This window comes from Bacillus sp. EE-W1 (assembly GCF_009760835.1).
GTDB classification, from domain to species: Bacteria; Bacillota; Bacilli; order Bacillales; family Bacillaceae_G; genus Bacillus_A; species Bacillus_A wiedmannii.
In genome coordinates this window covers 74,203-74,854 of the sequence record NZ_WIPE01000060.1, presented here as the reverse complement: position 1 = coordinate 74,854, position 652 = coordinate 74,203, and positions in this window count along the sequence as shown.

The window sequence follows — 652 nt, the reverse complement described above, 5'->3', positions numbered from 1 at the left end:
CTACAGTATTGACGGAATATTGAGTTTTAATCAATAGAGATTATATTTTACAAATTAGATTATGATAGCCGATATTCTCCATATTGACCAGAAAAGAACCCAAAATTCTATTGAAATTCCAAGTGTTCTTTTCCTAGTTTTTTGAAATTCTTTTATTAAATAGCCAACAGCACTAATTGCTATAAGGATGAAAAGAATAAGTTCAAGTGTAACTAGCATTTGATCTACTCCTAATCTATTGATTTAATTCAGTATATAACGATTGCAAGATATTTTTTGTGGTTAGTGGTGAAAAATTAAACAAAACCATCTCTTTACGAAAAAAAGGTCCTGTTGTCTCCAACAGAACCTTTCCTAAAATAGCAAAGAGTAACTCTTACCTTACTCTTTGTTTATATACTACAGGAGTGTTAATGAAAATCCAAGGCTCCTTATATTGAGAAATAAAGAAGAATCATTCTAAAGAATCTTATCTTTGTTATAAATATAAGAGCAGTTAGCAAAAACTAACTGCTCATCTCCAAGGGGGAACAAGGGGAAAAATCTAATGTCATCTATATTATTGACGGAATATTGAGTTTTATTCATAAGAAACTACGTTTAACTTAATGCATAGCCCACAATCAAAGTTAGTGTTAAAAACACTGATAAT